This is a genomic window from Streptomyces sp. NPDC088246 (assembly GCF_044741025.1).
GTDB lineage: Bacteria > Actinomycetota > Actinomycetes > Streptomycetales > Streptomycetaceae > Streptomyces.
This window is the reverse complement of record NZ_JBIURV010000182.1, coordinates 1-1,237: the sequence shown is the minus strand read 5'-3', so window position 1 is coordinate 1,237 and position 1,237 is coordinate 1. Positions and strand designations below refer to the sequence as shown.

The 1,237-nt window shown below is 65.6% G+C and carries 1 protein-coding gene; it reads right to left on the bottom strand.

The window, feature by feature from the left end:
- Window positions 1-11: 11 nt before the first annotated feature.
- Complete coding sequence (locus tag ACIPEK_RS46720) at window positions 12-1,145, bottom strand: IS630 family transposase (protein WP_402009161.1); 1,134 nt, start codon at window positions 1,143-1,145, stop codon at window positions 12-14.
- Between the last annotated feature and the right edge of the window lie 92 nt (window positions 1,146-1,237).

Genomic DNA, 1,237 nt, shown 5'->3' with positions numbered 1-1,237 from the left:
CTAGTGCCGGATCAGGCAACGTTTGCCCTGTCCACGACGGCGCGTAGGTGCCGGTTGTCGGCATTGCGGTTTCGCCAGATGATGTAGCGGCGGATCATGCTGCCCTGTTCCTCATGGGTGGCATGGTCGGTGCCGTCGAGGGTGAAGTAGCGCAGGGCCGTGAACTGGGCCTCGATGCGGTTGAGCCAGGAGGAGTTCGTCGGGGTGTAGGCGATCTCGACGTTGTTCGCCGCGGCCCAGGTGCCGACCCGTTGGCACCTCTTCGTGGTCAGATGCGGGGAAAAGTTGTCGCAGACGATCGCAATCCGCACCGTCGGCGGGTAGAGGGTGCGCAGGTAGCGGCAGAACTCCAGGAACTGCGTCCGCTTCTTGACCGGCTTGATGTGGCCGTAGAGCTTGTCCTTGGCCAGGTCCAGGGCGGCGAACAGGTGCCGCACTCCGCCGTAGCGGTTGTAGGTGGCCCGCCGTCGCCGGCGTGGTTCACGGTCGGGGTCCTTGTGCTTGCCGCCGCGCTCGGCCCATTGCCGACCCGGGTGGGGCATCAGGTTGAGCGGCCCGAACTCGTCCATGCAGAAGATGACTTCGGGTTCGCCGTCCTCGGGTATGACCTCGCCGTCGGCGATCGCATAGAGGTGTTCGACGCGGGCCTTCTTGGCCGCGTAGTCCGGGTCGCGGGAGGTCTTCCAGGTCTTCAGGCGTTGAAACGAGACGCCTTCCTCGCGGAGCAGGATGCGCAGGCCCTCGTGGCTGATGTCGTCGACCACCCCCTCGGCGACCAGGAAGTCCGCCAGCTTGGTCAGGCTCCAGGTGGAGAACGGCAGGTCGTGCTCGGTCGGCTTCGACTTGGCGATCTTCTTGATCTCGCGCCGCTCGGGCAGCGTGAACGTCTTGGGGCGGCCGCCCTTGTACTTCGGATACAGCGACTCGAAGCCGTCGGCGTTGAAGTTGTGGATCACGTCCCGGACCCGGTCGTCGCTGGTGAACGACACCTCAGCGATCTTCGCCACCGGCATGCCCTGCGCGGACAGCAGCACCATCTGGGCCCGCCGCCAGGTCACCACTGACCCGGTGCCCCTGCGGATGATCCGCAGCAGCCGCCTGCCCTCGTCATCGTCGATCTCGCGTACATGTACTCGTTCCGCCACCCCAACAGAGTGACGGCCACACGCCGCCCGGCACAGCACCCGAACGGCGCGTCACATCACAACAGGGCAAACGTTCCCTGCTACGGCACTAG